The following is a 26,124-nucleotide window of genomic DNA, read 5'->3' on the forward strand; positions in this document are numbered from 1 at the left end:
CAAAGACGAGCAACAGGCGAAACGACGTTTGGAGTCTTGGATTCATCGGTATTCGTTTTGTCCTTGTTCGGTTGTGCGCGCGATTGCAAAAGCGCTCGTCAAGCGAACAGAAGAAATCGTTTCTTGCATTTTATCCCCTTACTCGAATGGGAAAATGGAAGGAACGAATAACAAGATCAAGCTGATCAAACGTCGGGGATATGGATACAGAAATATCCAGCGTTTTGCATTACGGGTTCGGTTAGAAACGACTAACATACTTTAATGGCAGGTGCAAGTACATCTTTTGGTGATGAACCGAAAAAAATGTTTTGAACAATGGAAAAATTTTGTGTTATGATAATAAAAAATGGAAAGGCATGAGCAAGATGAAAATTAGAAAAGCATGTATTGACCCACATTCTTCTCAACAAAACGTATACATTTACGAAAATAAAAAAGAACAATATATCGTTGTTGCGATTCCGTATTTGGAATGGTCCATTTATGTTAGCTATGATGATTTCGTTCATATCGAATCACGTTTACAACAATCGCTTGCGAACGTGTTAGAAGAAGAGCATGTTTCGCCGCTTGCGATGAAGCTTGCCCAATGGATGAGAGAAATGTAAGAAAGGTTTCGTTGCTAGATGAAATACGCTATTGTCATTTATGTAATTGTCAGCACCATTTGGATCGTATTGACTGATTTTTATGTAGAAAAGTTGCCGCTTCCGCAACAGATCGTCCCATATGTTCAAACGTTCAAAGGGTTTATGTTTGTCATTTTATCTGCCGTATTTATGTATATCGCTTTTAAAAAACATCGCGAATTAAAACAAATGAGCGAAAGCGAACAAGAGCTGTTGACGCTCATTCATGCGATGCCTGATTTCGTATCATTTAAAGATGGACAAGGACGTTGGCTCAGAGTAAACGAATTTGGCTTAAAGCTATACGGGCTTGAGCATGTCGATTATAAAGGAAAAACAGATGCCGAACTGGCGGAATATACTCCTCATTTTCGCGAAGCGTTACTTTATTGCATCGATTCGGACGAAGAAGCGTGGCGGGCAAAAACGGTGACGCGTGCGGAAGAATCGTTTCCGACGCCAAACGGTGAAGTGAAAACGTTTGACGTCATTAAAGTGCCGCTATTTTACGAAAACGGAAAACGAAAAGGGCTTGTCGTCATCGGGCGCGACATTACACAACAAAAAATTGCCGAGCAGCTATTGTTGAAAAAAGAAAAACTATCCGTTATCGGTGAGTTGGCAGCAGGCATCGCCCATGAAATTCGCAATCCGCTCACGTCCATTAAAGGCTTTTTGCAAATGATGAAAGAAACGAAAGAAGTAGATGAACGTTTCGTGCAAATTATGTTGGATGAAATTGAGCGCGTCAATCAAATCGTGAGCCAACTTCTCGTGCTTGCGAAACCGCAAATGAAATCGTATAAACCGTTCGCTTTACACGACGTTGTTGACTACGTGATCGGGCTGTTTACGTATGAAGCGATTTTACAAAATGTACAAATGAAATATGAACCGCGCACATCCGCAACCGTATATGGCGACAAAAGCGAGATCATTCAAGTGTTTGTCAACGTCATCAAAAACGCATTAGAAGCGATGCCAAAGGGAGGAACAATCACCATTTCTACGAAAGAAAAAGATGACCGCGTCCACGTCATCATCGAAGATACAGGAAAAGGGATTGAGCGAGAGCGTTTAAAACGAATTGGCGAACCGTTTTATACGTTAAAAGAAAAAGGAATGGGGCTTGGGTTAACGACAAGCATGAAAATCGTTCATGAACATAAAGGCACGATGCAAATTGAAAGCAAAGTTGGCAAAGGAACGCGGGTTGAAATCATCTTACCAACATATAAAAATGACCCGTCTTAAAACGGGTCATTTTTATTACTCTACCCATGTCGTGACTTCATCTACTGGTAAACGAAGAGAAGGATGGGCAGGTGCGCTCGCTTTACCGATTGTAATGAGCATCACCGGAATGTATCGGTCAGAAATGTGAAACTCTTTCATAAATGCTTGTGGGTCAAAGCCGCCGATCGCGCACGTATCAAACCCTTCAGCTTTTGCGACAAGCATGAGTTGCATCGCAGCTAACGAAGCGTTCGTTAACGCAGCATCGCGCGCATATTGTGCGTTTGTATACGCTCCTTCAATTTGTTTGGCGAGCGTTTCTTTCACTTCTTTTGTCATTTTTCCTTGTGCGACAAGCGGATCATATACGGCATCTATTTTTTTATTTGCTTGTAAATCGCCAAGTACCGCAACGACCGCCGATGCATCAACGATTTGTTGTTGGTTGTAAGCGATTGGAAGGAGTTTTTGTTGCGCTTCTTTTCCAGAGATGACGACGAAATGCCAATGTTGCAAATTCCAAGCAGAAGGCGCCTTCGTCGTTAATTGTAAAATTTTTGTTAGTTGTTCTTTCGAAATCGAAGCGTTCGGATCGTATTTCCGAACGGATTGTCGTTGTTCAATAATTGAAATCATATATATTTCCTCCTTAAATGTACAAAAATAAAATTACTTACTTTTTGTTAGTTACGATAATTATATTAATTTAGTTACAATAAGTTTGTCAAATTTCATGCATAGGGTGATGATTTATGGAACGTTCGCATGTTTGTCCGAAAATTGAAGCAGCGTTTCAACTGCTGGGAAAAAGATGGAATGGGTTAATTATTCACGTTTTATTTCGCGGACCGCTTCGTTTTAAAGATTTAGCGGAAAGCATCCCGGAAATTAGCCAAAAAATGTTAACAGAACGATTAAAAGAATTAGAAGAAGAACACATTGTCGTTCGCCACGTTTACCCTGAAAAGCCTGTGCGCATTGAATACGAATTAACGGAAAAAGGGAAAGATTTACACATTGTGATGGAAGCGGTGCAAGTGTGGGCAGAAAAATGGGTGTAGTCCCTAACCTTTCGCCATCGTCGTTGCGATAGTATAAGTGAAAGGAGGGGAAAGACATGCTTCAACGTTCACAACTTCGTTTAACGTTTGAAGTTGGCGTGACAGAAACGGGCAAACCGCTATACAAAAATAAAACGTATACGATCAAACCGAACGCAACGGAAAGCTCGCTCGTCTCTGTTGCCCAAGCGCTTGCATCTTTGCAAAGCGCGCCGCTCGTTCACGTATATCGCAATGATGTGCACGTATTAGGTGAATAGGAGGGATGAGAAATGAAAACGCTTGAATTGCAGTTTATGAATGAAGAAGGGAAGACGGTTCGTTTCAGCATCGATGCACCGCGTGAAGATGTGACAGAAGCGCAAATTAGTCAAGCGATGGATGTCATCATTGCCGCAAACGTCTTTCCATCGAGTGGAGGCGATCTCATCGCGAAAAAAGGAGCGCGCCTCATCGATACAACGGTGACACAATGGACGTTTGCATAAATGCTCAAGGTGTCCTGTGCGGCGGGACACCTTGTTATATATAAGCGAAAATCGAAGGGGTTGAGAAAGATGGAAGCGTATTTGTCGCTTCTTTCCGATGTCGGTTTTCCGATTGCGGTGACGTTTTATTTACTGCATCGGATCGAAGGCAAATTAGATGCGGTCATCGACTCGATTCGCATGTTAGGCGAACAATGGAAAGCACCCAACTAAATGGGTGTTTTCTTTTTGCATTCCTTTTGTTAACATAAACATGTAAGAAAGTTGGTTATGTGAGTTAAGGAGGGTTTTATTTTGTTTAAACGAAAACAAGAGGAGCGCGATTTACAGCTTGAAGCGATTTTACAAATGAAAGAAGAGCCGATTCGCCTCCATGAAGGAACGGTTGAACGACAGCTGGCGCTTATCGGGATGACAACGAAAGATATTGCGATTTTACAGCACGTCAAACCTTATATTGAAGCAAATATTGCTCGCATCGTTGACGCCTTTTATGGTGCGCTTCAAAAAGAAAGTCATTTGCTTTCAATCATTCAACAACATAGCACGATTGAGCGCTTAAAACAAACATTAACGACACATGTAAAAGAAATGTTTAACGGAAACATTGATGAAGCGTTTATTGAAAAAAGACGTCGCGTTGCTCAAGCACACGTCCGCATCGGTTTAGAGCCGAAATGGTACATCGCTTCGTTTCAACATTTGCTTGAGGAAATTTTAGCGGTCATGTTAGAACAATTACGTCAGCCATCGTATGTCATTGTCGTCATGAAATCCGTCTCTAAAATGTTAAATGTTGAACAACAGCTCGTGTTAGAACAATATGAACGAGAAAACGAAGAGCTTCGTTTACAAATGGAGACATTGAAACAACAAATGAAAGAACAAGTGAAAGCATCGATTCAACAGCTAAGTCATGCGTCCGATGAAGTAAGCGCTTCCGTCGCGGCGTTAAACGCGCAAACCGCTGGCATTTTGCAGGCGGCACAAGAAGCTTCTCATGTGGCTGTCGCAAGCGCTGAAAAATCAGCAAAAGGAAAACAACAATTGCAAGCGCAAGTGGAAAACATGCTACAAATGAATGAAAAAATGAAACAAATTGAAGCGAATATGGGCAAACTTCAACAAGCGATGAAAGAAATTGAACATATCGCTTCGCTTGTGACGTCTATTGCAGATCAGACGAATATGCTTTCACTGAACGCCTCGATTGAAGCGGCGCGCGCGGGAGAGCACGGAAAAGGCTTTGCTGTCGTTGCTGATGAAGTGCGCAAACTGGCGACGCAAACGAAACAATCGGTCGCTGATGTATCGCGCGTATTAAGCGATATTCATGATCATATTGTTGCGATGTCGCAATCGCTTGAACTTGCATCGCTTTCTGTGACCGAGAGTACAAATGGAATGGAAACGATTTATTCGTTTTTTGATGAATTTGCATCCGCGCTTGAACGCATTTGCCAATATAGCGTGCGCATTGACGACGAAATGAAAGCGTGCGCGGAAGCAGTAAGTGAAATTCATGAGGCGATGGAACATGTATCCGCATCTGCTGATGAATTAGAAGGGCTAGCGAGCGAATTGTAATCCGTCCTCTTTTTTCTCTACTTTTCGAATATATTGCCTCGGCTGAAACGGCTCACGATGCCTTTCGTTTACTGTCGAGTAAATGGAAGGCTCGATTTTTTTTCCTTCGACTTCATAGTCAGGAAAAAACATGGTAAACATAAGAAAAACAATCATAGACTTGCTCCTTTCTCGTTTTTACTATATATTTTGAAAAAAAGTGAAACTTTTTATACATATGATTCGTATAAAAAAGAGGATCGTTATGTCAGAAGGGGGTTGATTGTTTTGTCGACATTACATATCGCAATGTTCGCGCCGTTTTTGTTGGCGCTATTCGTTCCGTTGTTGTACAAATTCGTCCGCTCGCTGCACGTCGGGTGGTTTGTTTTACCGCTGCCGATTGCGTTATTTGTTTATTTTTTATCTTATGTGAACGACGTGCGCAACGATGAAGCGATTCGCGCAACGATGCCTTGGATTCCGTCGCTTCACATTTCTTTTGACGTATATGTCGATGGGTTAAGCTTATTGTTTGCATTGTTAATTACAGGGATCGGTACACTCGTTGTGCTATATTCCATTTATTATTTGCAAAAAGGAAAAGAACAGCTCGGTCATTTTTACGTATATTTGCTTTTATTTATGGGCGCTATGCTCGGTGTTGTCCTATCTGACCATCTCATTGCGCTATACGTCTTTTGGGAATTAACGTCTATTTCATCATTTTTATTAATCGCTTATTGGTATACGCGTGATCGTTCGCGCTATGGGGCACAAAAATCAATGCTTATTACGATGTTTGGCGGCTTGCTCATGCTTGGTGGGTTTGTTGCGCTTGCGATCGCAGGTGGAACGTATCACATTCGTGAACTCATCAGTACACCATTAACGGAACATCCGCTGTTTATCCCCGCTCTTTTCCTTATTTTGTTTGGTGCTTTTACGAAGTCAGCACAATTTCCGTTTTATATTTGGTTGCCTGATGCGATGGAAGCGCCAACGCCTGTTAGTGCGTATTTGCACTCCGCCACAATGGTGAAAGCAGGTATTTATTTAATCGCGCGCTTGACGCCGATTTTTGCCGTTTCGTCTTTTTGGGTGTGGACTGTGGCGCTCGTGGGGCTTGTGACGTTATGTTGGGCATCGTTTTTAGCGTCAAAACAGACGGATTTAAAGGCGATTTTAGCGTTCTCAACCGTCAGCCAGCTCGGTTTAATTACGTCGCTGTTAGGAGTCGGGGGATTGGCGTTTCATTACGATTGGATGGAAGAAAACATATTTATGGTTGCGGTGTTAGCTGCCATTTTCCATCTGTTTAACCATGCGACGTTTAAAGGAAGTTTATTTATGGTCGTCGGCATCGTTGACCATGAAACAGGAACGCGCGACATTCGCCGCCTCGGCGGTTTAATGACGGTGATGCCGATGACGTTTACGATCGCCCTCATTGGTTCGCTTTCGATGGCGGGACTGCCGCCGTTTAACGGTTTTTTAAGTAAAGAAATGTTTTTTACTGCGATGTTGCGCGCGAGAGAAGTGGCAGGATGGGCGGCTATTTTACCGATTGTTGCGTGGATTGCAAGCATATTTACGTTTTTATATAGCGCCCTTTTCGTGAGCCGCACGTTTTTTGGCACGTACAAGCCGCATTTATTGAAAAAAGAAGCGCATGAAGCTCCAATTGGTATGCTCATAGCGCCAATTGTGCTCGCGTTGCTCGTCATCTTCATCGGAATTGTGCCAAATGTATTGTCGGAATCTATATTAGCACCGGCCGTATATGCGGTGTTATACGGACTGTTTGCGCCAAATGAAGCGGTTGATGTGTATATTTCTCATTGGCATGGGTTTACGCCAGAATTGTTTATGACGATTGGCGTGTTATTGTTCGGTTTGTTGCTATACCGCACGTTTTCAAAATGGAAAAAGGTGTATGCTCGCCTTTCTGAACGGATGTCGTTAAACTTTTTGTACGATCAGTCGTTCGTTTGGATGGAAAGAGGGGCACGGGCGTTTACTTCACGCATCATGACAGGTTCGATGCGCACGTACTTGATGTACATTTTTGCCTCGCTTGTCGTCTTGCTTTTGTTTACGATCGGTTTAAGCGAGCAATGGAACATCAGTTTAAGCCACTTAGCGAGTGTTCGCGTGTATGAAGTTGTACTCGCTTTAGCTATGATCGCAGCGACGATCACGACGGTGATGGCGAAATCACGTTTAACAGCTATCGTTTCATTAGGGGCTGTCGGTTATTCGGTGGCGTTGTTTTTCGTGCTATTTCGCGCTCCGGATTTAGCGCTCACGCAACTTGTCATTGAAACGATTTCTGTGGCGCTCTTTTTGCTTTGTTTTTACCATTTGCCGAAATTTAGTCAAAAGCAAGAAAGCGTCGGTTTTAACGTAGGAAACGCGCTCATTTCTGTTGCGGTTGGCGTCACGGTGAGCGTCATTGCCTTTTTTGCGTATGCAGGAAAACATTTCGATTCCATTTCGCAATATTACGTAGACAATACGTATGAAAAAGCGGCTGGAAAAAATATGGTCAACGTCATTTTAGTCGATTTTCGCGGCTTTGATACGTTGTTTGAAATATGCGTGTTAGCGATTGCCGCCTTAGGCATTTATGCGATGGTGAAATTGCGGCTTGCGAAGGAGGAGGAACGATGAAGCGAAACGATGTCATTTTACGAACGACAACAGCGGTCGTCACGCCAATCATCGTGCTGTTTTCCGTTCAACTGTTTTTTGCAGGACATTATTATCCGGGCGGCGGTTTTATTGGCGGATTAATGACAGCTGGTGCGCTCGTTTTATTGCTTTTAGCGTTTGATATTGAAACGGTTCGCAACATGGTTCCGATCAATTATAAATGGCTTGTGGCGATTGGATTGCTGTTTGCGGTCGGAACAGGAATAAGCAGCCTATTTCTCGACCGTCCGTTTTTAACGCATGCGTATCAATACGTCCATTTGCCGTTGCTTGACCATACGTCGCTTCATACCGCGGTGTTATTTGACTTAGGCGTTTATTTTGTCGTCGTCGGCGTGACGATGATTATTATTGAAACGATAGGGGAGAGCGACTAATGGAACTGCTTATGATTGTCGTCATCGGTTGTTTATTTACCGCCGCGACATATTTAATGCTAAGCAAAAGCTTGCTTCGCATCATTATCGGTACAGGTTTGCTTAGCCATGGCGCTCATTTGTTATTGTTGACAATGGGCGGGTTAAAAGTAGGCGCCCCGCCGCTTTTAGGGGAAAAAGCGACGCGGTACGTCGATCCGCTGCCACAAGCGCTCATTTTAACGGCGATTGTGATCAGTTTTGGGGTAACGGCATTTTTCTTAGTGTTAGCGTATCGTTCATACCAAGAAATTGGAACAGACCATATGGAAGGGATGAAGGGAGATGAGTAACCTTCTACTTTTGCCGATTGTTATTCCGCTTGTGACGGCAATTATTCTTATTTTCTTTCCGAAGCACATCTTTTGGCAACGTGCCGTTTCAGCGGTAGCGACAAGTAGTTTAGTCGTCGCAAGTAGCGTGTTGCTTTATCGCGTCCATACAGACGGCATTCAAACGTTAAACGTCGGAAATTGGCCGGCGCCATTTGGCATTACGCTCGTATCCGATTCGTTATCTGCGCTTCTTGTGCTTACGGCAAGCATCATCGCGCTTGCCTGCTTAGTTTATTCGTTTTACGCCATTGGCGAAAAACGAGAAACGTTTTATTACTATTCGTTTTTTCAATTTTTGCTCGTCGGTGTGAACGGATCGTTTACGACAGGCGATTTATTTAACTTGTTCGTCTTTTTTGAAGTGATGCTTATGTCTTCATACGTGTTACTTGTGCTTGGCGGGACGAAAATGCAATTGCGTGAAACGATTAAATATACGCTTGTCAACGTCATTTCGTCCGCCTTATTCGTCGTTGCGGTGGCGTATTTATACGCGGTGACAGGAACGTTAAATATGGCGCATTTAGCTCAGCGCATTCATGACCTTGGTCCTTCTCCTATTTTAACGGTTATTGCGGTATTGTTTATCGTTGTATTCGGATTAAAAGGGGCGATTTTCCCGTTATACTTTTGGCTCCCGAGTGCGTATTATGCGCCGCCGACACCTGTGTTAGCGTTATTTGGAGGACTGTTGACAAAAGTAGGCGTATATGCGATATTGCGCACGTTTACGCTTTTATTTACGCATGATGTCGCCTACACGCATACGTTGCTCGCTTGGCTTGCGCTCGGTACGATCGCGATCGGCGTCATCGGAGCGGTGGCGTATCACGATATGCGTTACATCGTCATTTATAACATTATTGCCGCTGTTGGCGTCATGATCTTCGGCATTTCTATCATGACCCCAGAAAGTGTAGAAGGAACAATTTTTTACTTGTTGCAAGACATGGTCATGAAAACGACGCTCTTTTTGTTCGTTGGCATCATCTTTTCAATTACGCGTTCGAACGATATTCGTTCGTTTTCCGGGTTAATTGCGTCATACCCGCTTCTTGGTTGGTCGTTTTTTATCGCCGCGTTATCGCTTGCGGGCATTCCGCCATTTAGCGGATTTATCGGCAAGTTGCTCATTGTAAAAGCAAGCTTTGATGCACATCTCATATTTGAAGCGATCGTCATTTTATTGTCGAGTTTGCTTGTGTTATATTCCGTCATGAAAATATTTATGAACGGCTTTTGGGGGGAGAAAAAAGGATTTGAACAAAAGCGGCTTGATGGACGAATCGTTCCTGTGCTCGTGTTGCTTGTTTTATCCGTCGCATACGGCGTTGGCGTAGAATTTGTCCGCCCGTTCGTTGTGGATGCGGTGAACGTATTGACGGAACCGAATGTGTATATTCAAGCGGTGTTAAAGGAGTAGAAAGCGATGGCATTTCAAATTTTATTAAACGTCTGTTTAGCGTTCGTATGGATGTTTTTAACGGTTTCATTTAACGGAGCCTCGTTTGTTATCGGCTATATGATCGGGCTGTTTATTATTTTTATGTTGCGACGCTTTTTCCATTCGCGCTTTTATCTCTTTCCGGTGTTTGTCATTGTGAAGTTGCTGTTTATCTTTTTCAAAGAGCTCATTTTATCGAACATCGCAGTGGCAAAAGTCGTTATGAAACGTCCGTTAACGATTCAGCCTGCCATTTTCGCATTGCCGACAGAATTAAAAAAAGAGTGGGAAATTACGATTTTAGCGATGCTGATTACGCTCACACCGGGTACGCTCGTTTTAGACGTATCCGATGATGGAAGCACGTTGTATATTCATGCGTTAAATAGCCCAGATGTGCATGAAGCGATTGAAAGCATTAAACAATCGTTTGAAAAAACGATTATGGAGGTGAGCAAATGATTGCCAATATCGCCCTCGTCATTTTGTCATTAGCGATGATCGGTTTTTTATATCGCGTTGTGAAAGGGCCAAGTGTCGCTGATCGCATTATTGCGCTCGATGCGATGGGCATTACGCTCGCGGGGATGGTTGCGATCGTTTCGATGCTATTAAATACGAGCGCGTTTTTAGATGTCATTTTGCTCATCGGCATTTTAGCGTTTGTCGGGACGGCGGCGTTTGCGAAGTTTTTAGAGAAAGGGGTTGTCATCGAACGTGGGAACGATCGCTAATGTGATTGTCGCAATGCTTATTTTACTCGGGGCGGTGCTTACCCTTTTATCTGCTGTCGGCGCCATTCGTTTGCCGGATGTGTATACGCGTAGCCATGCGATTAGTAAAAGTACGACGCTCGGCATTATGTGCATTTTACTTGGGGCGTTTTTACATTTTTTGATTGAAAACAACCACTTTAACTCCCGTTTATTGCTTGGCATCGTTTTTATTTTTATGACATCTCCTGTGGCAGCGCATCTCATTAGCCGTGCGGCGTATTACGCGAACGTTGATCGGTGGGAAGGAACGGTCCGCGACGATTTAAAAGAAAAAGCTGGCGGAAAATAACCGTCAGCTTTTTTTACAAGATAAGAAAGTATAAAATTTCAGATTTGGGGAGCTGTCTAGCTCCAAGCGCCATCGGCTCGAGTCGCTCCGCCCCACACTGCGGCGGCGACAGCCTCCTCGGTGGGGCTTGTGCGCTCTTCGCCGATAGGCGGGCGCTTTGCGCTTTTCTTACGAAAAATATGAACGAATGATCAGATGGAGTTCAGCATCATGTTTTGTTGGAATTTGATGGCGTGCCCCATCGACATAGACGATGCGGACGTCGGGCGCATGTTGTTGAAATATACGCCCATACGCATGAACGTAATAGTCGCGCGCGCCGTATATAAGTAAAAGAGGACAGCGAAGCTCATGCAATCGGTCGGTAGAACGGTAATGAAGTCCTGACACGTACATTTCATACAATCGTTTTCGGTCGCTTAATCGAACGTAGTCAGCGATCATTTGTTGTTCTTCTTTCGTTATGCCGTGGGAACGACCGAGCACGTTTGCTAAAAAAGATAGTCCGTGCCATTTGACCGCATAAATGCCCATGAAAAATTCCCCATACAATAGCGGGGTACACACTTCCGAAAACCCACCAATTAATATAAGTGCTTTCACTTGATGTGGATATTGTAACGCAAAATGTTGTGCAATCGAGCCTCCGTTTGAATAGCCACAAACGATCGCCTCTTTGATTTGTAAATGATTAAACAGCTCATGTAAATCGCTCGCTAACATATCCATCGTGATCGGCTTATTTCCTTTTCCGCTTTTTCCATTTCCTCTTAAATCGTACGTGACGACTTGAAATGAAGAAGAAAGTTCGCGTTGCTGGCGATGAAACGTCACGCTTCCCATGCCGGGTGGATGAACGAATACAATCGGTGTCCCACTTCCTACCGTTTCATAGTACAAAGGAACGGAATGTTCGACAAATGTGTAAGCCATTTCGCATCTTCCTTTCGTTTTCATACGAATAGTATGCGAAAAAAGATCGATATTTTATGCTTGTTTCAATTTAATGGAAGAAAAGTTTAAAAGTATACGGTTAATAGAATTGTAGTTTCATGTTATCATATGAGCAGAGAAGCGCTTCAAAAAAAGAAAAAAGGAGTTTGGGACGATGAAAAAAACGATTGTAGCTGGAGCGGTATTATCGACGTTATTTTTAGGGGAAAAAGCGGTAGATGCCGCGCAATATACAGTCAAATCAGGCGATTCGTTATGGAAAATTGCCCAAACGTTCCGTACGTCAGTGACTGAATTAAAAACGTTAAATCAGCTAACGACAGATACGATTTTTATTGGACAAGTATTACAAGTGCCTGATGCACAAACAACTGTTCAAACAACTGCGCCAACAAATACAACGACAAATACAACGACAAATACAACAACTACGACATATACTATTCAAAGCGGCGATACGTTATCTACAATTGCGAGAAAATGGAATACAACCGTCACACGTCTTCTCGAACTGAATCCGACGATTACAGACGTGAATCGTATTTATGTTGGACAAGTATTACAAGTGCCGGCGGCAAGTACAACAAATACAACGACAAATCAATTGACGTCACCAACGCCAGCACCAACAACGATAACACCGCCAACAACGACAAATAGCGCAACAAAACGATATATCGTTCAACCGGGCGATACGTTATCTACGATTGCGAAAACATTTAATACAACAGTAAGCGATTTACTTGCGTTAAATCCAAGTATAACGAGCGCCGATTTCATTCGTGTCGGGCAAACAATTTACGTGCCGCTTTCTTGGGAAGAAAGAGCGAATGCAGTGATTGAAACAGGGAAAAAATATATCGGTGCAGCATATTTGTTCGGTGCGCCGACGACGCGCACAGACGTGTTTGACTGCTCATCGTTTACGTATCGTGTATATAGCGAAAACGGCATCACATTGCCGCGCACATCGCGCGAACAAGCGATGGTCGGAACTGAAGTGCCGCTTGCAAGCGTTCGAAAAGGCGACTTAATCTTTTTTGATACGACAGGAGACGGCGTCATTAACCACGTATCGATTGTCGTCGATAGTTCAACGTTGTTGCATGCCGCAACAAGCACGGGAGTCGCGTTTGCAAACATGAAACCGTATTGGGCACCGCGTGCAGTAAAAGCCGTTCGTCTTTTTTAATTGAAAGGAAGATGCCTCTTACGTTTGAGGCATCTTTTCGTTTATGCGAAGCACCGTTTCGATCGCCTCATGCACGGAGGAAACGACGTAGCGTGCTTCTTTTTTCACTTGCTCATGCGCGTGCGACATGACGAAACTATGCGGGGTGAGGCGAAACATCGGAATATCGTTGAACGAGTCGCCAAAGCAAGCGACTTGGTCCGGTTGAATGTGTAAATGATTCATTAACAGTTGAAGCGCTTCACCTTTGCTAATTCGTTTCGGCATAATGTCTAAACAACGCGGTTCAGAAATGAACGTATCGACATACGGTCCCCACGTTTCATTGACGACGTGTTCAAAATGGTTGACGACATGTTCTTCCGCAATGACCGTGATTTTTGACGGGTGGATGTCACGCCCGATCGCATGAAGCATCTCTCGTTTTTCAACAATATCGAAAAATAACCGCGCTCTCATTTGTTCGATTTGTTCTGTTTTCGTTTCGACAAAGCTCGTTTGTTCGTTACATACGAGCACGATCGCTTCCAGCGTGCGCGCTCGTTCATAAATGGAACGCGCAAGCGCGGGATCGAATGCGCGCTCATGAAGAAGGCGGTGATCGCTTGTGTACACAAATGCGCCGTTTTGGCTAATGCGATGCGCGTCATGACCGATTTCTTTTAACACTTCTAAAATTTCATTATCCATTCGCCCAGAAGCGACAGCAAACTGGATGCCGCTTGTTATGGCACGAACGACCGCTTCCCGATCTTCTTTTTTCACGCGTCGGTCGTAACCGAGCAATGTGCCGTCTAAATCGGTGACAATGAGTTGAATCATCATGGCAACTCCTTTCCATTTCGTGATGAACAAAAGTTTAATCGAACAAACGCATTTGTGCAATGGAAATGCCTCATTGTAAAAAAACGTTCACAGCTGTCTTGACAAAAATCATTGCATTTCCATTGACGTTGCTTCGTTCGTTTCGTAACATTGAAAGTAATGTAAACGTTTTTAAAGGAGCGAACTAGACGTGGAACAATCGTTTCGCATTGAAAAAATATTAAACAACAACGTGCTCATTGCCTCGCATCCAACATACGATGAAGTCGTACTCATCGGGAAAGGCATTGGCTTTGGTAAAAAGAAAGGAGACGTCATTGAACAAAAAGACGTTGAAAAATGGTTTATTTTAAAAAATGAGCGTGAACAAGAACAATATAAAAAGTTGTTGCCGCATGTCGATGAAGAATTTATCGGCTTAATGAACGACATCATTTACCACATCCGAAAACGAACGAACAGCCCATTAAACGAACATATTCACGTCGCATTAACGGACCATATTTTGTTCGCAATGAAGCGATTAGAACAAGGAATGGACATTAAAAATCCGTTTTTAGTGGAAACGAAAAGTTTATATCCGCTTGAATATGACGTCGCTACCGAAGTGGTAAACATGTTAAATGACCGATTGCACATTCAACTTCCCGAGGGAGAAATCGGTTTTATCGCTTTACACATTCATAGTGCGTTAACGAATCATCAATTATCGGAAGTGAATCAACATTCGCAACTCATTTCTCGCCTCGTTTCTGTCGTCGAAGAACAGCTCGACATTCGCATTGACCGCGAAAGCATTCATTATTTACGGTTTGTTCGTCATTTACGCTATGCGATTGAGCGAGTGAAAAAAGGAGAAAAAATTGAAGAGCCAAAAAAATTATCAAACATATTGAAAGAGACGTACCCACTATGCTATAATTTGTCGTGGAAGCTCATAAAAATTATGCAGCAAACGTTGCAACTTCCGGTAGATGAAGCAGAAGCAGTATATTTAACGTTGCATTTGCAGCGGTTAACTGGAAAAAGTGAATAAATGGGCACTTATCTTTACGTGTTACTGATTCGATCAGGCATGAGTAAAGAAGGCAAGAAAAGTGGTGTAACGACAAAAGTCGTTACATAGTACCCTTTTTCTGTCGTTCTTTGCTTATGCCTTTTTGTTTTCCATCTTTTGCAAATGCTTACATTCGTTAGACGTCTAACTTATTGCTTCATCTACATTCCATACATGGAAATGCCGTTTGTTGCAAACATTAACAAAATGAAGGAGGGTTTTATGTCAACTACCCCCACTTAGCTAACGCTTGAAGAGGGGGCTTGCAACTCCCCAGAAGTGCAAACGGACTTCGTCCTCCTTCCTTGACTTGGGGTTGCATCAGGGGCAGGTTGACGACTGCCCAACGACATAGGTCATGCCTATATCGCTACCGAGTGGCTCGGCATGTCTGTAGGCAGTACTTGACTTCCACGCACAACAGACGGATGTACGCTCGATGTTTTACGGTTGCAACGTTTCCTGCAACCAACTCCCTACATCGAGTAACGGGGATTGGAGTGCCTTGATTCAACGGTTTTCTCCACATTCTTATTTTATCATATACAAAAGAAAGGAGGAAGGGCGATTCCTCCCCGACTTTCTCTATTGTTTAGAAGTCGGGGTCTCCTCGCCAAAGATGATGAAAAAAGCGTTTGGTACGTTACAAAAAGTCGGTAAAGCGCTTATGCTTCCCGTTGCGATTTTACCGGCAGCAGGTATTTTGCTTGCGTTTGGTAACGCGTTACAAAACCCAGCTTTAATTGAAAAAATTCCAGCGTTAGAAACAGGCTGGGTCGAAATGGTTGCGAAAGTCATGGAGCAATCGGGTGGCATTGTATTTGCGAACTTGCCGCTTTTATTCGCCGTTGGGGTTGCCGTCGGATTAGCTGGCGGTGAAGGGGTTGCTGGTTTAGCAGCAATCATTGGCTACTTAGTCATGAATGTAACAATGAGCGTCATTTTAGGTGTCACATCCGATCAAATCGGCACAGACCCATCGTTTGCGAACGTATTAGGTATTCCGACGTTGCAAACAGGGGTATTCGGCGGGATTATCGTCGGTATTTTAGCCGCGTATATGTACAACAAATACTTTAACATTGAGTTGCCATCTTATTTAGGTTTCTTTGCAGGGAAGCGTTTCGTTCCAATTGTAACCGCTGCATCCGCGTTAATTCTCGGTATTGCGATGACGTGGTTATGGCCGCCTGTTCAACACGGCTTAAACGCATTTTCGCACAATATGATTGACGCAAACCGTACGTTAGCTGCATTTATTTTCGGTGTCATCGAGCGTGCATTAATTCCGTTCGGTTTACACCACATTTTCTACTCACCGTTCTGGTTTGAGTTCGGTCAATACGTGAACAAAGCAGGCGAGCTTGTACGCGGAGACCAACGCATTTTCTTCGAACAAATTAAAGACGGTGCCGAGCTAACAGCGGGTACGTTTATGACAGGAAAATTCCCGTTCATGATGTTCGGTTTACCAGCAGCGGCGCTTGCGATTTATCATGAAGCGCGTCCAGAAAACAAAAAAGTCGTTGCAGGGATTATGGCATCTGCCGCGTTAACATCGTTTTTAACAGGAATTACAGAACCGATTGAATTCTCATTCTTGTTCGTTGCGCCAGCATTGTTTGCGATTCATACGATTTTCGCAGGTTTATCATTTATGCTTATGCACATCTTAAACGTCAAAATCGGTATGACGTTCTCTGGCGGTGTGATCGACTACTTACTATTCGGTGTGTTGCCGGGCCGTACAGCATGGTGGCTCGTCATTCCAGTCGGTCTTGTGTTTGCGGTCATTTACTACTTCGGATTCCGTTTTGCGATTCGCAAATGGGATTTAGCAACACCAGGTCGTGAAAAAGAAACGACAGAAACGACAGCTTCAGCAGACGCAGGCGAACTTCCGCACGAAATTTTAGCGGCGCTTGGCGGAAAAGAAAATATCGCCCATTTAGATGCGTGCATCACGCGTTTACGTGTATCTGTCAACGACATTCAACATGTCGATAAAGATCGTTTAAAAGCGCTCGGCGCAGCAGGCGTATTAGAAGTCGGCAACAACATTCAAGCGATTTTCGGACCGAAATCAGACATTTTAAAAACACAAATTAAGGATATTATGGAAGGCCGCGTGCCGACAAAAGCAGTAGAAAAAGCAAAACCAGCGGTGCAAGCGACAGGAGAAACGGAACAAGTCGCATCGCCTTTAACAGGAAAAGTCGTTCCACTTTCTGAAGTGCCAGATCAAGTGTTTTCAACAAAAATGATGGGCGACGGTTTTGCGGTTGAGCCGACAGACGGGACAGTCGTATCGCCAGTAGACGGAACGATCGTGAACGTGTTCCCGACAAAACATGCGATCGGCATTCAATCAAACACAGGTCGTGAAGTGCTCATCCACTTCGGTATTGATACAGTGAAATTAAACGGTCAAGGATTTGAAGCGCTCGTATCAGAAGGTGCAGCAGTGAAAAAAGGACAACCAATTTTAAAAGTTGACCTTGCATACGTGAAACAACATGCTCCTTCTGTCGTCACGCCAATTATTTTCACGAACTTACAAGCAGGAGAAACAGTACAAATCGCGAAACAAGGAACAGTAACAAAAGGCGAAGACGTTGTCGTCGTTCAAAAATAATTTACTTGCAAAATGCGTCATTTTTCGGTAAAAAAACATAGAGGGTTTTCGCCCTCTATGTTTTCAAAATATAAAGTGAGGAGATGAGCAATATGCAAAAAACGTTTCAAGTAACAGCAGAATCTGGTATTCATGCCCGTCCAGCAACAATGTTAGTTCAAACAGCGAGCAAATTCGATAGCGACATTCAATTAGAGTACAACGGCAAAAAAGTGAACTTAAAATCGATTATGGGTGTTATGTCATTAGGCATTCCACAAGGTGCGCAAATTACAATTTCAGCTGAAGGTAGCGATGCAGCAGAAGCAATCAACGCATTAACAGAAACGTTAGCAAAAGAAGGATTAGCTCAATAATGAAAAAACTGCAAGGGATTGCTGCATCGAATGGCATTGCCATTGCGAAGGCGTACCGTTTAGAACATCCCGATTTAACGGTTGAAAAACAAACGATTGAAAACCCAGCTGAACAAGTAAGCCGTTTCCAACAAGCGCTCGCCAAAGCGAAAGAAGAGCTAAAAGCCATTCAAGCGCACGCATTAAAAGAGCTTGGCGAAGATAAAGCGGCTATTTTCTCCGCCCATTTACTCGTACTAAGCGACCCAGAACTCGTCCAAGCTGTTGAACAAAAAATTGAACAAGAACGCGTCAATGCAGAATTTGCTCTTCATGACGTCGCATCGATGTTTATTGCGATGTTTGAAGCGATGGACAACGAATATATGAAAGAGCGTGCTGCGGACATTCGCGATGTAACGAAACGCGTGCTTGCGCATTTATTAGGAGTAACGATTTCAAACCCAAGCATGGTTACCGAAGAAGTCGTCGTGATCGCTGAAGACTTAACGCCGTCCGATACAGCGCAATTAAACCGAAAATATGTGAAAGGTTTTACAACTGACATCGGCGGTCGCACATCTCACTCGGCGATTATGGCTCGTTCGATGGAAATTCCAGCTGTCGTCGGAACGAAAGAAGCGACAGCGACGATTCAAAACGGCGACATCGTCATTATTGACGGACTTGACGGTGAAGTCATCGTCAATCCGACAGAAGAAATCATCGCCCAATATGAACAAAAACGTGCCGCATTTGCTGCGCAAAAAGCAGAATGGGCGAAGCTCGTTCACGAACAAACGACGACGAAAGACGGTCACCATGTCGAGCTTGCGGCAAACATCGGCACGCCAAACGATGTCGAAGGTGTACTTGCGAATGGGGCAGAAGGCATCGGGCTATATCGTACAGAATTTTTGTACATGGGACGCAACGAGTTGCCGACAGAAGAAGAACAGTTTGAAGCATATAAAACGGTATTAGAAAAAATGGAAGGAAAACCTGTTGTCGTTCGTACGCTCGATATTGGCGGCGACAAAGAATTGCCATATTTAGACCTTCCAAAAGAAATGAACCCGTTTTTAGGTTTCCGGGCGATTCGTCTTTGCTTAGATATGCAACAAATGTTCCGTACGCAACTTCGCGCGTTGTTGCGCGCAAGCGTATACGGCAACTTAAAAGTGATGTTTCCGATGATTGCGACGTTAGACGAATTCCGTCAAGCGAAAGCGATTCTTTTAGAAGAAAAAGAAAAGCTCGTTGCGGAAGGCGTTCCGGTGTCTGATGAGATTGAAGTCGGCATGATGGTCGAAATTCCAGCTGCAGCCGTATTGGCGGATCAATTCGCAAAAGAAGTCGATTTCTTCAGCATCGGTACAAACGACTTGATTCAATATACGATGGCGTCCGACCGAATGAACGAGCGCGTCTCATATTTATACCAACCGTACAACCCAGCCATTTTGCGCCTCATTTATAACGTCATTGAAGCGGCGCATAAAGAAGGAAAATGGGTTGGGATGTGTGGAGAAATGGCAGGCGAGCAGCTTGCTGTGCCAATTTTACTAGCGTTTGGTTTAGATGAATTTAGCATGAGTGCCACATCAATTTTACGCGTTCGCTCACAATTAAAGAAATTGTCTAAACAAGAAGCAGAACAAGTGAAAAATCATATTTTATCGCTTGCTACAGCAGACGAAGTCGTTCGTTTCGTAAAAGAAACGTTTAACGTATAAGAACCGATTGCTTCGGTTCTTTTTTTATGGAAAAAAATCAGTACAAAACGGTCATAGACAGCGTGGCGTGAACCTTTTATAATAAAACTACAACTTTATTAATTTTTCGACAATATTCGACACAGCTAGGGGGGACTACTTTGTTTCGTTCATTAACGATGAAACTCACTGGTTTAATGGCCTTATTATTAGTCATTGCACTCGTTGCCTCGCAAACGGTCAACTACGTGCAAATGGCGTCTGTCATGAAAAATGATGCAAAAGTGCGTGCGGAAGCGCTTGTGACAGAGGTTGTTGACGATATCGAGCATAGCTTTGATAGCCAAGAAGATGCGCTAAAGCAATTTAGCGAAACGAAATCGTTTCAAACGTTTACAAAAACGGAAGACGCTACGTTATGGAATGAGATTAATCAACAATTTTCGACATTTTTAAACATTCATCAAAAAGTGCAGCTCGCCTATATCGGTACAGCGAACGGCAACATGTACACGACGCCATCTGTAGAGTTGCCGCCAGATTTTGACCCGACGACGCGTCCGTGGTATAAAGCGGCTGTCGCTTCACCGGATAAAGTCATTTGGACGGAGTCGTACGTCGATGCGGTGACAAACGATTATATCGTCACGATCGCCAAAGCGATTGTTGAAAACGGACAAGTCATTGGTGTTATCGGCTTAGACGTATCTTTAAATACGCTCGCGGAAATGGTTGAGCAGTTTAAAGTCGGCTACAACGGATATCCGGTATTGTTTGACCAAAACAAATTTGCGATCGTTCATCCACAGTATAAAGGAAAAGATATGTCTGACCATCCGGTCGTCAAAACGATGTTTGCGAAAGAAAACGGTGCGTATGAATATGAGCAAGACGGCGAAAAGCGATTATTGTACTTTGCGACGATTCCAAAGTTAAATTGGAAAGTCGGAGCGGTATATAAAGAAAAAGATTTATTAGCGACGTTAACAGAGATCGGAAAAACGTCATGGACAGTTGTTGCCATCGCAACGATTCTCGCCTCGCTTCTTATTTATGCCGTATCGCGTTCGATCGTCAAACCGATTATTCAGCTCAATGAGCGCGTGCAACAAGTGGCGACAGGCGATTTAACGGTGCATGTCGAGCCGAAAGGAAACGATGAAATTGCTCAGCTAACAAGCCACTTTAACGATATGGTGTCGCATATGCGTTCATTAATTGGCGAAGTCGATCGCTCAGTTGCAGAACTTGGTAGCGCGGCAGACCATTTAAGCGCTGTCTCCGAAGAAACGATGGCAACGAGCGAGCAAGTGACAACGGCGGTAACAGATATCGCCAAAGGAGTATCCGAACAAGCGAGCAATTTAGATGCGATGAACGACCGCATGAACGACTTATCTGAAAAAATGGGTACGGTGACGCAATCGGCTGAACGAGTGAAACAACTTTCGGATGAAACGAAAGAAGCAAGCTATATGGGCATTGAAAAACTAAATGTGTTGCAAGCAAAATCGACGGAGTCGCAAAACGAATTGCGTTCAGTAGAAACGGTCATTACGGATTTAGGGGCGAAAATGAAACAAATCGGAGCGATTATTCAAACGATTACTGACATTTCCGCACAAACGAATTTGTTAGCGTTAAACGCTTCGATTGAAGCAGCGAGAGCAGGGGAGCACGGAAAAGGGTTTGCAGTCGTTGCCGAAGAAGTGCGTAAACTAGCAGAACAATCCGCACAAGCGACAGAACAAATTCGCCAAACGATTACGTCCATTCAACAACAAGCCGCACTGGCTACCGAAGCGGTTGATCATACGAAACAAATGAACGACCAACAACAAGCGGCAGTGAACGAAACAGCGGAATCGTTTATGCATATCGCAACGATGATGGAACAATTAACGTCAGCAATTGAGCATATTTTTACACAAATTCACGACGTCAACGGCAATAAAGAACAAATTGTTGCAGCGTTACAAAACTTAGCAGCAATTTCAGAACAATCGGCTGCAGCGGCAGAAGAAGTGTCCGCATCATCGGAAGAACAGTTAAAAGCGTTAAACACTGTCACAGAAGCAGCAGAGCGGTTAAACGACATGAGCCGCTCATTGCAACAACTCATTCACCGTTTCCACGTATAAAGCTAGGTATGATGCCTAGCTTTTTTTATATGTTTGTAACAATTTTTTTCCTTGATTTTTTTTTACATGAGAATTACGATAAATTTAGGAGAAAAGGCCTATATTTGTTTTTTTGGAGGAGAGGGAGATGGATCAGTCGCTTATGGCGGCGTTAGAAAGTTTGCGCATTGCGCTTCATGTGACGCGCGTTGCTATTTTTCGCTTACATACAACCACTCAAACATATACGTTACAACGCATTCATCATATACAAACACCCTCTTCACGTCCTCTCATGCGTGATAACATCGTGCTTGCGACAGAACATGCCCATTGTTTTGCGCATTTGTATGACGGAAATGTGTTCGTTGGGCATACAGATGAATTAGAAGGTGATGTGCGCACCATTTTTGAAGAATGGGACATTCAATCGTTTATGATCGCTCCCATTTTTATTCACGATGAACGGTGGGGGTTTTTAAGCGTCGTCGATTGCGAACAAAAAAGGACGTTTCCCGCTCATGAACGCGCCATTTTTTTGGCGATCGCCCGCACGATTGGCGAGTCGATTAAACGGGAACAAACGTTACATGAACTGCAACGAATGAAACAAGAAATGGAACAAATGAATGCGACGTTGCAGCGAAAAGTAGAAGAAGAAGTGCGTAAAAACCGCGAAAAAGATTTTATGCTCATCGAGCAATCACGCTATGCGACGATGGGAGAAATGTTAAGAAACATCGCTCATCAATGGCGCCAACCGTTAAATGTGCTCGGCTTGCTTTTGCAAGATATACAAGAAGCGTATGCATATGGAGAACTAGACGAATTGTATTTGCGCACGTCCATTCAAAAATGTTTCATCCAAATTCAACATATGTCGCGAACGATTAACGACTTTCGCAACTTTTTTAAACCGCATAAAGAAGCGACATATTTTCGACCGATTCAAGCGATTCGCCAAGCGTTAAAAATTATTTCAGCGAGTTTAGATCATTACGGCGTTCACTTGCACGTCGAAAATCGCACGCGTGCGCATATGTACGGATTTCCGAACGAAATGAGCCAAGTGCTCATTAATTTGTTGACGAATGCGTGCGAGCAGTTTGTTGCGCGCGATATTGCACGACGAATCATTTGCGTGCGCACATATGCGGACGACTCGTTTATTTACATCCAAGTGAAAGATAATGCAGGCGGCATTGATGAAACAATACAAAAACATATGTTCGAACCGTATGTGACGACGAAAAAAGACGGAACAGGGCTCGGATTATATATGTCAAAAATGATTGTCACGAAAATGAACGGGGATGTATTCGTTTCATCATCGCAAAAAGGAGCGACGTTTACGATTCGCATGCCGCGATATGAAAGGGGAAGGGGATTATGATTACGGTACAAACAGATATTAAAGTATTGTATGTTGAAGATGAGCCGGGCGCGCGCGATATGTTAACGCGTTTATTAAAACGGCGCATTCGCGACGTAAAAGTCGCGAAAAACGGTCAAGAAGCGCTCGAACTATTTATGACATTTCGACCTGACATCGTCATTACAGATATTAAAATGCCTTTCTTGAATGGGTTAGAACTCATCCGCCATATTCGCACGATTGATGAGCATGTGCAAATTATTATTACGACTGCCTATGACGACAACGATTTTTTCATTCGCGCCATCGAATACGGGGTAAATCATTTTATTTTAAAGCCAATTGACCATGAAAAATTTTTGCAATCGTTGCAACATTCCATTTATCAACGTCAGCTCGAGCTTGAGCTTGAAAAACAAAAACAATATACGCGCACCATTATCGACTTTCAAGAAAACTTAATATGCATTTTAAACGATGAACGGTTGTTAGATTGCAATTTATCGTTTCAACGTTTTTTCGGGCAAGAACAAATGGAAAAACTTCGTGCCGGTCGGGCGCACGTATGCGATTATTTTCTTCATGAACCCGGCTATTTTTATATGAAAGGGGAAAGGCGTTGGATTCGTCCGCTTATTGACCGCACCATTCCGTTTTTAAAGGTAAAACTGATGTGTAAACAAGGGGAAGAGCACGTCTTTTTAGTGAAAGCGACGTCGTTTCCAGATGAATCGGAGTCGTATTTAGTCGTCTTTACCGACATTACCGCACTTGAAGAAGAAAGCAAGCGAAACGAGTTTTTAGCGACGAAAGACCCGCTCACAAAAACGTTTAACCGACTAAAATTTGATGAGTTTTTTACGCGTGAAATTCAGCGTGCAAAGCGATACAAACATACGTTTTCCATCATTTTATTTGACATTGATCATTTTAAAAAAGTGAACGATACGTATGGACATGACGTTGGTGATGCGGTGTTAGTGCGCATGTGTGAAGCCATTTCAAACCGTTTGCGCGATTGTGACATTTTGGCGCGTTGGGGTGGGGAAGAGTTTATTATTTTAGCCCCTGCAACATCGCGAACAGGCGCATATCGTTTAGCGGAATCGTTACGTCATTTAGTGGAAACCGTTCATTTCCCGAAAGTCGGGCATATTACGTGCAGCTTTGGCGTGTGCGAATATGAACAAGGAATGACGAAAGAGCAAATGGTGAAGCGAGCCGACGAAGCGCTATATGAAGCAAAGCGTGGAGGAAGGAATCGCGTCGTCGTTAGCGAATAGTATAGCGTGAGAGGAGGCGGATGAAATGAAAACAGCGATTGTTGCTGCGTCGAGCCAAGGGCTCGGTAAAGCGATTGCGACAAAACTCGTTTCGCAAGGCGTCCATGTCATGCTTGCGAGCCGCGATGAGCGAAAATTGCACGAAGTCGCTGAACAGTTAAATGCGCTCGGAAAAGGGAAGGCGGCATATACGGTGACGGATGTGACGAATCGAGAAATGATCGAGCAGCTAGTAGAAAAAACGGTGGAAACGTTCGGCGACATTCATTTGTTAGTCAATAACTCTGGGGGACCACCGACAGGGACGTTTGCGACGTTGACAGACGATGATTGGCAACGAGCGTTTGAGTTAAATGTGTTAAGCTACGTGCGTCTTATTCGCGCAGCGTTACCGCATTTGAAAAAGACGAAAGGAAAAATTGTAAATATCGCCTCATCGTCCATTAAAGAGCCGATTCCGGGACTGCTTCTTTCCAATACGTTTCGCCTCGGCATCGTCGGTTTGACGAAAACGCTCGCGCAAGAGCTCGCCCCGTATGGCATTTTAATTAATACCGTTGCACCGGGACGCATTGCGACAGAGCGTGTCGCCTATTTAGACGAACAAAATGCGAAAAAGCTCGGCATTCGCAAAGAAGAACTAGAAGCGCGCATGAAAGCGACGATTCCGCTCGGACGTTACGGCACGCCAGAAGAATTTGCGAACGTCGTCGCCTTTTTATTGTCCGATGAAAATACGTATATGACAGGACAGTCGCTTGTAGTGGATGGCGGCATGGTGAAAGCGATTTAAAATGAGGTGAAACATATGCAAACGATCGGTTTTATTGGGCTTGGTGTGATGGGAAAAAGCATGGCGCGACATTTGCTTCGGGCAGGTTATTCGCTCATCGTATATACGCGGACAAAAGAAAAAGCGGAGGATATATTGGCGGAAGGGGCAGTATGGAAAGATGCGGTGAAAGACGTCGCTAAAGTGGCAGACGTCGTCATGACGATGGTCGGCGAGCCGCACGATGTCGAGCACGTATATTTTGGTGACGACGGCATTCTTGCAAATGCAAAACGGGGGACGTATGTCATTGACTTTACGACGTCTAAGCCATCGCTTGCGGTACGCATTCACGAAGCGGCGAAAGAAAAAGGGATATTTGCCCTTGATGCACCTGTATCGGGGGGAGATATTGGTGCGCGCGACGGCACGTTATCTATTATGGTTGGCGGCGATAAAGAGGCGTTTTCGGCATGCATGCCGCTTCTTTCTCATTTAGGAAAAAATATCGTTTGGCAAGGAGAAGCAGGGGCGGGACAACATACGAAAATGTGCAATCAAATTGCGATTGCGACAAATATGATCGGCGTATGTGAAGCGCTCGTGTATGCGGAAAAAGCAGGATTAGATCCGGAACGAGTGTTGCGCAGCATTTCACAAGGTGCAGCATCCAGCTGGTCGCTTTCCAACTTAGCCCCAAGAATGCTTGCGGGCGATTTTGCTCCCGGTTTTTATGTGAAACATTTTATTAAAGACATGGGCATTGCGCTTGCAGAAGCGGAAACGCTCGGCTTGTCGCTTCCGGGGTTAAAGCTTGCGAAACAGTTGTATGAATCGCTTGCTGAACGGGGAGAAGGACAGAGCGGGACGCAGGCGTTATATAAATGGTATAAAGAATGGTAA

29 protein-coding genes are annotated in these 26,124 nt (G+C 43.9%); 25 read left to right on the forward strand and 4 right to left on the reverse strand.

The window, feature by feature from the left end; genetic code table 11:
• The 3 genes from JV16_RS00005 to JV16_RS00015 form a co-directional block, all read left to right on the forward strand.
• Positions 1-265, forward strand: a 265-nt coding sequence (locus JV16_RS00005; RefSeq protein ID WP_042533668.1) for a transposase, incomplete at its 5' end; no start/stop codon positions are given.
• Positions 266-359: 94 nt separating this feature from the next.
• Positions 360-611, forward strand: coding sequence for a YueH family protein (locus JV16_RS00010; RefSeq protein WP_021095649.1), 252 nt, complete (start codon positions 360-362; stop codon positions 609-611).
• An 18-nt stretch (positions 612-629) separates the two neighbouring features.
• Positions 630-1,886 carry an ATP-binding protein gene (locus tag JV16_RS00015; RefSeq protein WP_021095648.1) on the forward strand — a complete coding sequence of 419 codons (1,257 nt, stop codon included), beginning with the start codon at positions 630-632 and terminating at the stop codon, positions 1,884-1,886.
• 15 nt (positions 1,887-1,901) lie between these two features.
• Here JV16_RS00015 and JV16_RS00020 read toward each other — a convergent pair whose 3' ends face one another.
• Positions 1,902-2,504: a nitroreductase family protein gene (locus JV16_RS00020; RefSeq protein WP_021095647.1), complete on the reverse strand. Its 603-nt coding sequence runs from the start codon at positions 2,502-2,504 to the stop codon at positions 1,902-1,904.
• 116 nt (positions 2,505-2,620) lie between these two features.
• Here JV16_RS00020 and JV16_RS00025 point away from each other — a divergent pair, with 116 nt between their 5' ends.
• The 5 genes from JV16_RS00025 (at position 2,621) to JV16_RS00040 (ending at position 5,004) form a co-directional block, all read left to right on the forward strand.
• Complete coding sequence (locus JV16_RS00025; RefSeq protein WP_021095646.1) at positions 2,621-2,929, forward strand: winged helix-turn-helix transcriptional regulator; 309 nt, start codon at positions 2,621-2,623, stop codon at positions 2,927-2,929.
• Between the two features lie 56 nt (positions 2,930-2,985).
• A complete protein-coding gene (locus JV16_RS00030) occupies positions 2,986-3,189 on the forward strand; it encodes a DUF1659 domain-containing protein (protein WP_004891408.1) in 204 nt (67 codons plus the stop codon).
• A 12-nt stretch (positions 3,190-3,201) separates the two neighbouring features.
• Positions 3,202-3,417 (forward strand): DUF2922 domain-containing protein, encoded by a 216-nt coding sequence (locus JV16_RS00035; RefSeq protein WP_021095645.1) that lies wholly within the window; start codon positions 3,202-3,204, stop codon positions 3,415-3,417.
• A 69-nt stretch (positions 3,418-3,486) separates the two neighbouring features.
• Positions 3,487-3,630 carry a YvrJ family protein gene (locus JV16_RS15045; RefSeq protein ID WP_021095644.1) on the forward strand — a complete coding sequence of 48 codons (144 nt, stop codon included), beginning with the start codon at positions 3,487-3,489 and terminating at the stop codon, positions 3,628-3,630.
• An 81-nt stretch (positions 3,631-3,711) separates the two neighbouring features.
• Entirely contained in the window at positions 3,712-5,004 is a 1,293-nt protein-coding gene (locus JV16_RS00040; RefSeq protein ID WP_021095643.1) for a globin-coupled sensor protein, read from the forward strand.
• On the opposite strand, the gene JV16_RS15725 is transcribed toward JV16_RS00040, so the two are convergent.
• On the reverse strand, positions 4,987-5,160 hold the full coding sequence (locus JV16_RS15725; RefSeq protein ID WP_021095642.1) for a hypothetical protein: 174 nt from the start codon (positions 5,158-5,160) through the stop codon (positions 4,987-4,989). The genes JV16_RS00040 and JV16_RS15725 overlap by 18 nt on opposite strands.
• A gap of 111 nt (positions 5,161-5,271) precedes the next feature.
• Here JV16_RS15725 and JV16_RS00045 point away from each other — a divergent pair, with 111 nt between their 5' ends.
• The 7 genes from JV16_RS00045 to mnhG are packed head-to-tail and all read left to right on the forward strand — an operon-like array spanning position 5,272 to position 10,958.
• Positions 5,272-7,656: a Na+/H+ antiporter subunit A gene (locus tag JV16_RS00045; protein ID WP_021095641.1), complete on the forward strand. Its 2,385-nt coding sequence runs from the start codon at positions 5,272-5,274 to the stop codon at positions 7,654-7,656.
• Positions 7,653-8,075: a Na(+)/H(+) antiporter subunit B gene (locus tag JV16_RS00050; RefSeq protein WP_009361111.1), complete on the forward strand. Its 423-nt coding sequence runs from the start codon at positions 7,653-7,655 to the stop codon at positions 8,073-8,075. Before JV16_RS00045 ends, JV16_RS00050 begins: the two co-directional genes overlap by 4 nt.
• Complete coding sequence (locus JV16_RS00055; RefSeq protein ID WP_021095640.1) at positions 8,075-8,407, forward strand: Na(+)/H(+) antiporter subunit C; 333 nt, start codon at positions 8,075-8,077, stop codon at positions 8,405-8,407. Before JV16_RS00050 ends, JV16_RS00055 begins: the two co-directional genes overlap by 1 nt.
• Entirely contained in the window at positions 8,400-9,872 is a 1,473-nt protein-coding gene (locus tag JV16_RS00060) for a Na+/H+ antiporter subunit D (RefSeq protein WP_021095639.1), read from the forward strand. Before JV16_RS00055 ends, JV16_RS00060 begins: the two co-directional genes overlap by 8 nt.
• A gap of 6 nt (positions 9,873-9,878) precedes the next feature.
• A complete protein-coding gene (locus JV16_RS00065; RefSeq protein ID WP_042533673.1) occupies positions 9,879-10,355 on the forward strand; it encodes a Na+/H+ antiporter subunit E in 477 nt (158 codons plus the stop codon).
• Positions 10,352-10,627 carry a Na(+)/H(+) antiporter subunit F1 gene (locus JV16_RS00070; RefSeq protein ID WP_021095637.1) on the forward strand — a complete coding sequence of 92 codons (276 nt, stop codon included), beginning with the start codon at positions 10,352-10,354 and terminating at the stop codon, positions 10,625-10,627. The genes JV16_RS00065 and JV16_RS00070 overlap by 4 nt, the downstream gene beginning before the upstream one ends.
• A 13-nt stretch (positions 10,628-10,640) precedes the next feature.
• Positions 10,641-10,958, forward strand: coding sequence for a monovalent cation/H(+) antiporter subunit G (gene mnhG, locus JV16_RS00075; RefSeq protein ID WP_035063472.1), 318 nt, complete (start codon positions 10,641-10,643; stop codon positions 10,956-10,958).
• Positions 10,959-11,126: 168 nt separating this feature from the next.
• Here mnhG and JV16_RS00080 read toward each other — a convergent pair whose 3' ends face one another.
• Positions 11,127-11,891: an alpha/beta fold hydrolase gene (locus JV16_RS00080; RefSeq protein WP_021095635.1), complete on the reverse strand. Its 765-nt coding sequence runs from the start codon at positions 11,889-11,891 to the stop codon at positions 11,127-11,129.
• Between the two features lie 175 nt (positions 11,892-12,066).
• Between JV16_RS00080 and JV16_RS00085 the strand changes: the two genes are divergently transcribed.
• Positions 12,067-13,104: a C40 family peptidase gene (locus JV16_RS00085; RefSeq protein ID WP_021095634.1), complete on the forward strand. Its 1,038-nt coding sequence runs from the start codon at positions 12,067-12,069 to the stop codon at positions 13,102-13,104.
• 18 nt (positions 13,105-13,122) lie between these two features.
• Here JV16_RS00085 and JV16_RS00090 read toward each other — a convergent pair whose 3' ends face one another.
• Complete coding sequence (locus tag JV16_RS00090) at positions 13,123-13,926, reverse strand: HAD family hydrolase (RefSeq protein WP_021095633.1); 804 nt, start codon at positions 13,924-13,926, stop codon at positions 13,123-13,125.
• A 193-nt stretch (positions 13,927-14,119) separates the two neighbouring features.
• Here JV16_RS00090 and glcT point away from each other — a divergent pair, with 193 nt between their 5' ends.
• The 9 genes from glcT to JV16_RS00135 all read left to right on the forward strand — a co-directional run bounded on the left by glcT (position 14,120) and on the right by JV16_RS00135 (position 26,124).
• Positions 14,120-14,965 carry a glucose PTS transporter transcription antiterminator GlcT gene (gene glcT, locus JV16_RS00095; RefSeq protein ID WP_042533675.1) on the forward strand — a complete coding sequence of 282 codons (846 nt, stop codon included), beginning with the start codon at positions 14,120-14,122 and terminating at the stop codon, positions 14,963-14,965.
• A 640-nt stretch (positions 14,966-15,605) separates the two neighbouring features.
• Positions 15,606-17,621 carry a glucose-specific PTS transporter subunit IIBC gene (gene ptsG, locus JV16_RS00100; RefSeq protein WP_209428829.1) on the forward strand — a complete coding sequence of 672 codons (2,016 nt, stop codon included), beginning with the start codon at positions 15,606-15,608 and terminating at the stop codon, positions 17,619-17,621.
• A gap of 83 nt (positions 17,622-17,704) precedes the next feature.
• Positions 17,705-17,977: a phosphocarrier protein HPr gene (locus JV16_RS00105; protein WP_275451378.1), complete on the forward strand. Its 273-nt coding sequence runs from the start codon at positions 17,705-17,707 to the stop codon at positions 17,975-17,977.
• Positions 17,977-19,692, forward strand: a complete 1,716-nt coding sequence (gene ptsP, locus JV16_RS00110; protein ID WP_021094501.1) for a phosphoenolpyruvate--protein phosphotransferase — start codon at positions 17,977-17,979, stop codon at positions 19,690-19,692. Before JV16_RS00105 ends, ptsP begins: the two co-directional genes overlap by 1 nt.
• A gap of 140 nt (positions 19,693-19,832) precedes the next feature.
• Complete coding sequence (locus tag JV16_RS00115; RefSeq protein ID WP_042533678.1) at positions 19,833-21,812, forward strand: methyl-accepting chemotaxis protein; 1,980 nt, start codon at positions 19,833-19,835, stop codon at positions 21,810-21,812.
• A gap of 127 nt (positions 21,813-21,939) precedes the next feature.
• Positions 21,940-23,184, forward strand: coding sequence for a GAF domain-containing sensor histidine kinase (locus JV16_RS00120; protein ID WP_042533682.1), 1,245 nt, complete (start codon positions 21,940-21,942; stop codon positions 23,182-23,184).
• Positions 23,181-24,449, forward strand: coding sequence for a GGDEF domain-containing response regulator (locus JV16_RS00125; protein WP_021094498.1), 1,269 nt, complete (start codon positions 23,181-23,183; stop codon positions 24,447-24,449). Before JV16_RS00120 ends, JV16_RS00125 begins: the two co-directional genes overlap by 4 nt.
• A 25-nt stretch (positions 24,450-24,474) precedes the next feature.
• Positions 24,475-25,242 (forward strand): SDR family oxidoreductase, encoded by a 768-nt coding sequence (locus JV16_RS00130; protein WP_042533684.1) that lies wholly within the window; start codon positions 24,475-24,477, stop codon positions 25,240-25,242.
• Between the two features lie 15 nt (positions 25,243-25,257).
• On the forward strand, positions 25,258-26,124 hold the full coding sequence (locus JV16_RS00135; protein WP_042533686.1) for an NAD(P)-dependent oxidoreductase: 867 nt from the start codon (positions 25,258-25,260) through the stop codon (positions 26,122-26,124).

Source organism: Anoxybacillus ayderensis (assembly GCF_000833605.1).
Taxonomy (GTDB): domain Bacteria; phylum Bacillota; class Bacilli; order Bacillales; family Anoxybacillaceae; genus Anoxybacillus; species Anoxybacillus ayderensis.

Bases quoted from the DNA above. Each gene is read 5' to 3' on its own strand.
- JV16_RS15045 (WP_021095644.1), top strand. From the start codon at position 3,487: ATGGAAGCGTATTTGTCGCTTCTTTCCGATGTCGGTTTTCCGATTGCG.
- JV16_RS00015 (WP_021095648.1), top strand. From the start codon at position 630: ATGAAATACGCTATTGTCATTTATGTAATTGTCAGCACCATTTGGATC.
- JV16_RS00055 (WP_021095640.1), top strand. From the start codon at position 8,075: ATGGAACTGCTTATGATTGTCGTCATCGGTTGTTTATTTACCGCCGCG.
- JV16_RS00070 (WP_021095637.1), top strand. From the start codon at position 10,352: ATGATTGCCAATATCGCCCTCGTCATTTTGTCATTAGCGATGATCGGT.
- JV16_RS00105 (WP_275451378.1), top strand. From the start codon at position 17,705: ATGAGCAATATGCAAAAAACGTTTCAAGTAACAGCAGAATCTGGTATT.
- JV16_RS00030 (WP_004891408.1), top strand. From the start codon at position 2,986: ATGCTTCAACGTTCACAACTTCGTTTAACGTTTGAAGTTGGCGTGACA.
- JV16_RS00025 (WP_021095646.1), top strand. From the start codon at position 2,621: ATGGAACGTTCGCATGTTTGTCCGAAAATTGAAGCAGCGTTTCAACTG.
- JV16_RS00065 (WP_042533673.1), top strand. From the start codon at position 9,879: ATGGCATTTCAAATTTTATTAAACGTCTGTTTAGCGTTCGTATGGATG.
- JV16_RS00060 (WP_021095639.1), top strand. From the start codon at position 8,400: ATGAGTAACCTTCTACTTTTGCCGATTGTTATTCCGCTTGTGACGGCA.
- JV16_RS00120 (WP_042533682.1), top strand. From the start codon at position 21,940: ATGGATCAGTCGCTTATGGCGGCGTTAGAAAGTTTGCGCATTGCGCTT.
- ptsG (WP_209428829.1), top strand. From the start codon at position 15,606: ATGATGAAAAAAGCGTTTGGTACGTTACAAAAAGTCGGTAAAGCGCTT.
- JV16_RS00035 (WP_021095645.1), top strand. From the start codon at position 3,202: ATGAAAACGCTTGAATTGCAGTTTATGAATGAAGAAGGGAAGACGGTT.
- JV16_RS00135 (WP_042533686.1), top strand. From the start codon at position 25,258: ATGCAAACGATCGGTTTTATTGGGCTTGGTGTGATGGGAAAAAGCATG.
- JV16_RS00130 (WP_042533684.1), top strand. From the start codon at position 24,475: ATGAAAACAGCGATTGTTGCTGCGTCGAGCCAAGGGCTCGGTAAAGCG.
- JV16_RS15725 (WP_021095642.1), bottom strand. From the start codon at position 5,160: ATGATTGTTTTTCTTATGTTTACCATGTTTTTTCCTGACTATGAAGTC.
- JV16_RS00125 (WP_021094498.1), top strand. From the start codon at position 23,181: ATGATTACGGTACAAACAGATATTAAAGTATTGTATGTTGAAGATGAG.
- JV16_RS00090 (WP_021095633.1), bottom strand. From the start codon at position 13,926: ATGATTCAACTCATTGTCACCGATTTAGACGGCACATTGCTCGGTTAC.
- ptsP (WP_021094501.1), top strand. From the start codon at position 17,977: ATGAAAAAACTGCAAGGGATTGCTGCATCGAATGGCATTGCCATTGCG.
- JV16_RS00085 (WP_021095634.1), top strand. From the start codon at position 12,067: ATGAAAAAAACGATTGTAGCTGGAGCGGTATTATCGACGTTATTTTTA.
- JV16_RS00050 (WP_009361111.1), top strand. From the start codon at position 7,653: ATGAAGCGAAACGATGTCATTTTACGAACGACAACAGCGGTCGTCACG.
- JV16_RS00080 (WP_021095635.1), bottom strand. From the start codon at position 11,891: ATGGCTTACACATTTGTCGAACATTCCGTTCCTTTGTACTATGAAACG.
- JV16_RS00010 (WP_021095649.1), top strand. From the start codon at position 360: ATGAGCAAGATGAAAATTAGAAAAGCATGTATTGACCCACATTCTTCT.
- JV16_RS00020 (WP_021095647.1), bottom strand. From the start codon at position 2,504: ATGATTTCAATTATTGAACAACGACAATCCGTTCGGAAATACGATCCG.
- mnhG (WP_035063472.1), top strand. From the start codon at position 10,641: ATGCTTATTTTACTCGGGGCGGTGCTTACCCTTTTATCTGCTGTCGGC.